The following is a 7,706-nucleotide window of genomic DNA, read 5'->3' on the forward strand; positions in this document are numbered from 1 at the left end:
ACCAATAATAGGATTAAAATATAGATGTAAATCTATTTTAGGATTAAGTATAAATATGTAAACTTTTTTTAGGACGAGACACATTACCCGCCACAAGTTGCAAACTTGCGGTAGCGATCATTCTAGCGGCAGCAGGGATTATTCCATTTTTATCCTCTTCGTATCAGACAGCAAATAGACTTTTGGTTTATCATCATTCTTCTTGAATGTAATATAGATAAATTTATGATTGTCAGGTAAAACAGTATCCTTCAAAATTTTTCCATTTTCTTTGTCTCTTATACTTAACTTATAACTATCCTTAATGTCAATGAGAGGTATCTTTAATCTTGTAAAATCGTTTATACTCTTTGAAAATATTACTTTACTTTCTGATTTCAAAACATCATTCAAGTAAATTTCATAATTGTAATTCTCAAGATTTTTATTGTTTGTGTCTTTTATAATTATGTACAACTCACTTTTTGTACAAGACAAAAAAGAGGTGATAAATAATATTAGATATATGTATTTCTTCATATTAATTTGATTTTCTTATAATGGTAGGTATGATATCACCTTTTTTAACGTTAAAATCCCAAGGCTGTTTATTGCTTGAAGAGTTATATATCCAATTATTGGTTGAATAAGGTGCTTTTTGTGTTGGATTACCCTTATTGTGTTCAGCGCCTGCCATTATAAATAGTTGGCTTCCTGTGAAATGATTTCGATTATGTCCTTTTTGGTGTCCATAGGACATATAATTTGTGGTTAAATTTGTGGCTGAGTTATCATCTTCAAAACTATGTTCCAAACCGAATAAATGTCCTACTTCGTGTATATCTGTAGAACCATCAGCATCGTCATCTATGTATGCTATTTACCCACCTAATTCAGATGCGATACCATTCAATGATTCTCCATCATATTCAACACCATCCGTGATATAAAAAAACCACCCGAAGGTGGCTTTATTTTTTGTAACTAAATTAATTATTCTTTCTGAAGTAAACTGTCCTTTCTGTTAAAAAGGTATTCTTGTTAAAATACTCATATATTAAATCATTTTCATCTTTAAACATAATTACTTTATTTGCGGAATAACCTTTATTCAGATTCTCATTCAAATATATAGTATCAATATTTTTAGATGTTTTAATTATAATAGCATATTCAGGATTTAGAAAAGGCTTTTCTTTATATGGACTTTTTAAAACTTTACTGTAAATATTATTAAACCCTACAACATTATTTATTCTTAAGGAATCAATATCTCCATTACTTTTAAAATCCCAAAAAGTAGCTTCCGTAACATCATAAGATCTATCTACTTCTCCTGTATTTTGGTATAAAACAACTTCTTCGCTAGCTTGTCCATTACAACCAGAGCAAAAAATCATTATCAAACAAATCAATATTATATTCTTAATCATCGGCTTTAACTTTTAAAGGTTTGTTAGATGTAGGTGATTCAGTTCTTATCGCTGCACCTCTATGGTCATATCTTGTTGGTTCACCTAACGCTGTATTAATTTGATTACTTAATGTTGTAGTCCTTTTTTCTTCCGCATTTTTGTAATGTGGTCTTGTAAAATCATCTCTATTAGAAGTTGAGTAATCATATCTCCTTTTTATATATCCTTTCTTATCAGTATTATAATTATAACCGTGGACTAATTCATGTCCTAACTGTGCTGTAGGGGAGTTAATACCTGTGTTTTCAGTTGTTTCTCCTGTTTCTGTGGTTTTTTCTAACTCTTCTTTACTTGCTCCACTTTTATTGATAACAACTCCATAAGATGAACTAAAAGCAAGATCATTAGTCTTACGATCAAAAGCACTTCCTTTACCTTTTGATTTAACTATGCTAATATCATAATCATCGCCAAGTAAACTATCGAATAAATTAGTCTTTTCTCCATCTCCATTTAGGTCAATATTAAGAGCATCTGAGGAATATAATTTATCTAATGCTTTATATGTATCTCTTTCAAAATCATCTTCTATTGCATCATAATCTCGATTCTCTTCATAGGAGTAATCATTATTTCCTATCCTTATTCTTTCACCATCAGGATCAATAAAATAAATAGGATTGTTAAATGCATAACTATAAGGAGACCAATTCTCATAACCTTCTGCCAAGGGGTCTATATTGATCCAGCGTCCAAGAGAAGTATCAAAATTTCTCGATCCGAAGTCGTGCCACTCTAATCCCAGTTCGTTATTCTCTTCTTTCCCATTAAATCCGTAATTATGCTCTCTTCCTGTGATAGTATTGTTGTAACCCTTGTGTTCGAGCCCGAAAGGATAATAATTCTTCTCTTGCTGTACGATGATCCCTTCTTCGGTTTCTTGTACTACACTAATATCATCCAAATAGATCTCTTCTTCGGCAGCTATACTACTGGTTAATCCCAGTTTAATTCAGCTTAGCAGCATCTTGTTTGATCTGGTAGGTAGCTTCAAAATTACCTTCAGCAGCATCACCAGCAGAATACCATCCTGTACTCTTGTTGGCAGCATCAATCTCATTGACCAGTACACGCATCTTATATCCTTTGCCATTGGCATCCAGTTTCAGTCGTATCTTCACAGTTTCACCTGCACTAAAAGATTGTGTAATCTTCTTATTTGTACCACTGTACATATATCGTACCTTAACGCCTAAACGACCATTGGTTGCAGAGATAGCACCGCCACCCCAGCCATCGGTACTACTATCAAAAGTATCATTTAAAAAAGTCTTGTTACCACCTTTATTATAGCTTAAACGTATATTGCCTAAATGATCTTTATACTGATAGATGTACTTAAAGCCATCTGAGTGTTGTTCTACATACCTTTCTGAGGTATTAAAAAACTCCAGATTACCATTCTTATACACATAATTACCGGCATACTCAGTCTCTATTAAAGAACTTCCCTCTGTTGCAATCTTTTTTAATTTTGCTCCAGTGGCGTCGTAAATATAATTAATATTTCCAGAGCTATTGACAATAAAAAATCCACAACATTGCTGCTGTGGATTTAATACTATTTATTTTACCACTCTTACCGGTACTAGTTGCAAACTAGCACTAGCGATATACTATGCCCGAGCGGGGCCAGCTGGCCTGTTCGCTAAAAATACCCACTGGGTATTTTCTTTACGCTCCATCCTATTAAAGAACTTCCCTCTGTTGCAATCTTTTTTAATTTTACCCCAGTGGCGTCGTAAATATAGCTAATATTTCATTTGTTTAGTTTGCAAATATAACCAAGCACCAATTTGACCTACGTAGAGATACAAAACCCTTATTTAATAGGTTCTAAGCAATTTTAAGTAGTGTAAACAACATAAACAAGCCTCAATAAAGAGGCTTGTTTGTTTTGTAAGTTATTGATAGTCATTCTTAAAAACACGCTTTTTTTCAAAAGCACCAGTTTGGGACATTACCCCCATTACCCATTACCATTATTAAATTTCCGATTTTACCAAAAAAACCTTTTCAGTAATTTTATTATTATTCATTTTTAGATAATCTTCAAAACAAGTAATACACACCACTGGGTTTGAGCTAATTTTCGAAAATTCTTCTTCGAAAAGATTGAGATCCATTATATCTTTATAACCAGATATATCATCCTCTTTAGAAAAAAAATAAACAAAATCTTCATTCAACTCTTCAACTCTAAATATCAGCTTTAATATCTCCTCCTTGCCATCTTTTAAAAACGACTCATGAAGTTTGTTGCTCATTTGAACGATAAAACTTTTCCCATGTTTTTCACAAAGTATTGCTCCCATTTTTTATATTTTCTATTGATCAAATAATGTTTTAATAAATCCATACTCTCTTAACGAACTAGTTGGTACATTTAATCCCCCTTCGCGAAGAACATTACCAACATGATTAACACAAGAATTACATTTTTGATTATATGGACCTAATTGTTTCCCCACTTGACTACTCTGATAACCTTGAGCAGCTTTTGCATTTGGCAATCGAACTTTTGCAATATTCGAAGCCCCTTCTAGATTACTAGTTAAACGTATCGTGGTATCTCCACTAGTTATAACCTGATCTGTAGCTAATTTTGTGCCATTAACTTCTGTTTGGACTGCATAATGTCCAAATCTATTTGTACTTGTTCCTTCATAATGATAAATTGTTGCAGTACCTGAAGTATTAACTTTTTTAGGTCTAGCTTTCACTGGACCAACAAAAGAAAGAGCTGTTGCTGTTGCAGTAAAACCTAAAGCTCCTATGGCTTGCATATCTCCTTGACCAGCTTTATTACCAAGCTCTGCTGCTGCCATTGTATCGCCTAGACCATTAACATTGAGATTTATCGCAGCACTTGCATAATCTCCATCTAAAGCTTGAGCTATACCTGTTCCTTTTTGGATAGCATAATCTTGCGAATCAGTTTGAGGGTCGGACAAGCTCTCAACACCTGCTTTCATCCAACCAACATATAATTGTGCTACATTATTTCCTTGAGTTTGTTGACCAACATAATTAAGAGCAGCTCTTGCTATTTTTTTCCATCCTGGAAACGGCATTTTTCCATCAGGATCGACAAAATATATAGGATTATCAAAAGCATAGTTATAAGGTGAATGTCTACGCATTTTTTCTGCCAAAGGATCAAGATTCATCCATCTACCTAATGCAGGATTATAATTTCTAGCAGTAATATCTATCCAACCAAGACCTAACTCGTCTTGTTCTTCTTTTCCACCAAAACCATAATTATGCTTTCTACCATTCACAGCAAAATTGTATCCTTGATGTTGTAGTCCAAAGGGATAATAATTCTTCTCTTGCTGTACGATGATTCCTTCTTCGGTTTCTTGTAGTACACTAATATCATCCAAATAGATTTCTTCTTCTGCGGCTATACAACTGGTTAATCCCAGTTTGATATTTAGCTTAGCAGCATCTTGCTTGATCTGGTAAGTAGCTTCAAAATTACCTTCGGCAGCATCACCAGCAGAATACCATCCTGTACTTGCATTAGCAGCATTAATCTCATTGACCAGTACACGCATCTTATATCCTTTGCCATTGGCATCTAGCTTAAATTTGATCTTGATCGTTTCTCCAGCACTAAAGGATTGTATGATCTTTTTATTTGTACCACTGTACATATATCGTACCTTAACACCTAAACGACCATTGGTTGCAGATACGCCACCACCGCCCCAGCCATCGGTACTACTATCAAAAGTATCATTTAAAAAAGTCTTGTTACCGCCCTTGTTATAGCTTAAACGTATATTACCTAAATGATCTTTGTATTGATAGATGTACTTAAAGCCATCTGAGTGTTGTTCTACATACCCTTCTGAGGTATTAAAAAACTCCAGATTACCATTCTTATACACATAATTACCGGCATACTCAGTCTCTATTAAAGAACTTCCCTCTGTTGCAATCTTTTTTAATTTTGCTCCAGTGGCGTCGTAAATATAGCTAATATTTCCATTATGATCTGTATTATTTACAGTAACTGTTTTAGGTAAGTTTAAATGATTATAGGTAATCCCTGTAATCCCTTTGTTTTGATCCTGGATCATATTACCATTAGCATCATAAACAAAGTCATCATTGGTATTGGTACCATCTTTAAATCCATAGGTTTTGTTTCCTATATCGGCTACACTTAAGAGTTTGTTTCCTGCATCATAGGTATAGGATAATATATCCATATCGGTAAACACGGTACTGTTCTGCCACCCATCTCGGGTAAGGTTTGTGATATTACCTACCTTGTCATACGATACCGATGCCAGATCATAGTGGCCATCACTACTACGTCCTTTGGTGATTCGATTTAACGCATCATATTGGTATCCATATCCTCTTTTGGTATTGTCGCTAACCGTTTTCCATGTGGTCTCACTAATATTACCATTATACAAATCCGCTGCTCCCAGGTTTTCTGTAGTGGTATTGTAATTGATTCCAAAAGCAAACAGATCATTCCCCAGGTTATTTACATCATTGATCCCTTTTAGCCACCCTCTTACATTGTATTTGTAGTGTATATCCTGTAATGCATTACCTACTTTCTTGGATACTAACTGCCCTAAAGCATCATAAGTATTGGCTGCTATCACTTCTGGGTCCTGGGTATTGATCTTTTGGGTTTGGGTGAGTGCTCTACCCATATGATCATACGTAAAGGTATCTGTCGTTACAATCGCTGCATGACTATCTTTAATATGCGTGGTTGTGGTTTCTTCTACCTTACCCACAAAATCCAGCTTGGTTTCTATAACATCTGTAGTGTTTAGATATTCGTTCTTACTGGCTACATATATTGGTCTTGATTTGGTATCATAATAAGTAACGGTAGTGATCCAATCCAGAGTTTCTAACACCCGTACTTTGCTTACTACTGGTAAAGATTTGGTTTGTGCTCTGGGGGTTACACCATATACAGTGGCTGGTGCATTAAAAAAGGCATCTTCACTGCCTAAAACAGTATAATCTCCATAATAATTGATGGTGAGTAGTGTAGCATTGGTCACTTTGGGATAACCCCCATCATTATAGTAGAGTTGTACCCCATCGACTAGTACAGGAGCAATACGTTCTACCCACAACACATCACTATAGGTAGTAGCATCTGCTTGTATGACAGCACGATTCCTGGCATCGGTGATCTTACCCGTATAGGCCACCCGACCAAAGGCATCATATTTGGTATAGAGCCATGCATTGGCTGCTTTTAGATTTGCATCCTGGGTCATAATCGGCTGATCTAGTGTGTTATATACTATGTATTCCTTGTCTTTACCAGGAATCTTCTTCTCGATCAATCGGTTTCTATAATCATATTTATATTGGTAGCACAATTCGGCAAGCTCGGTAGCAGAGATACTTGTAGTACTTGTATCTACTTTGGGAGGTACTACATACGTTAAATTCCCAAATCTATCATATACATAATGCGTATCATGCGCCTCGACTACGCTCGGCGCCCCAACATTGGCATAGGTTCTTTTTAAGATCACTCTACCTAGTTTGTCTTTGTATTCTTTGGTAGTATGATTGTTTCCATCTGTCGGAGTCCAGTTTTCATCTTTGGTGATCGTCACATATAATTGATTAGGATCATAATGACCATCTTTTACCAAAGTCGGTTTTTCGGTATCGTCTCCTGTAAAGTTGACTTTAAAATATACTACTTCATTAGTTACATTGGTATCCCAATCAAATTTAATGGTATGATCTGTATCACTATCATGATCTGCTTTCCAGGCTTTACCCGGGGCTCCTTGCTCTATCACACGATTAAGTGGTGATTTCTCAAATACACTTTCTGAGTAGGCATTTACTTCTCCCAGATTAGCATTCGTAATCCCAGGAAAATCAGCAGTATAAGTATCTTTGTAATATTGATTAATATCGGTATTGACATCGATATCTTTATAACTCCCGATGGTATTACTTGCCTCAAAAGGCAGGTATTGTTTGTCCTGTCTGCCATAGGCATCATAAGTGATATGGGTTACAATATCCTTACCATCTCGTGAGGCTTTGATTGCTCGTTGTTGTATGGGTCTACCCAGTCCATCAAAATAGGTAACACTTTCTATCGTTTTATCAATATCATTGATATTGGTACAATTTACAGCCTCCATCTGGGCAATAGTCATGGCCGTTTGAGGAACTGTTGAATGTATATAATTCTTATCGGATAATACTACCTGGGCCTGAAGATTTACTCCC

7 protein-coding genes are annotated in these 7,706 nt (G+C 35.2%); all 7 read right to left on the minus strand.

Features of this window, described 5'->3' with window-relative positions:
• Window positions 1–138: 138 nt before the first annotated feature.
• Window positions 139–519, minus strand: coding sequence for a hypothetical protein (locus tag DG435_RS25020; RefSeq protein WP_106795194.1), 381 nt, complete (start codon window positions 517–519; stop codon window positions 139–141).
• A gap of 1 nt (window position 520) precedes the next feature.
• Entirely contained in the window at window positions 521–739 is a 219-nt protein-coding gene (locus tag DG435_RS25025) for a hypothetical protein (protein WP_159025832.1), read from the minus strand.
• A gap of 229 nt (window positions 740–968) precedes the next feature.
• Window positions 969–1,412: a hypothetical protein gene (locus DG435_RS25030; RefSeq protein ID WP_106795192.1), complete on the minus strand. Its 444-nt coding sequence runs from the start codon at window positions 1,410–1,412 to the stop codon at window positions 969–971.
• Window positions 1,405–2,358: an RHS repeat-associated core domain-containing protein gene (locus DG435_RS25035; protein WP_159025831.1), complete on the minus strand. Its 954-nt coding sequence runs from the start codon at window positions 2,356–2,358 to the stop codon at window positions 1,405–1,407. The genes DG435_RS25030 and DG435_RS25035 overlap by 8 nt, the downstream gene beginning before the upstream one ends.
• Before the next feature lie 43 nt (window positions 2,359–2,401).
• The gene (locus DG435_RS25040; RefSeq protein WP_108840686.1) at window positions 2,402–2,866 is read right to left on the minus strand and encodes a hypothetical protein; all 465 of its coding nucleotides are present in this window, start codon (window positions 2,864–2,866) and stop codon (window positions 2,402–2,404) included.
• 573 nt (window positions 2,867–3,439) lie between these two features.
• Window positions 3,440–3,769: a hypothetical protein gene (locus DG435_RS25045; protein WP_106795189.1), complete on the minus strand. Its 330-nt coding sequence runs from the start codon at window positions 3,767–3,769 to the stop codon at window positions 3,440–3,442.
• 12 nt (window positions 3,770–3,781) lie between these two features.
• Window positions 3,782–7,706, minus strand: a 3,925-nt coding sequence (locus tag DG435_RS25050) for a DUF6443 domain-containing protein (protein ID WP_234420915.1), incomplete at its 5' end; no start/stop codon positions are given.

Origin of the sequence: Aquimarina sp. Aq78 (assembly GCF_900299525.1) — a bacterium.
Taxonomy (GTDB): domain Bacteria; phylum Bacteroidota; class Bacteroidia; order Flavobacteriales; family Flavobacteriaceae; genus Aquimarina.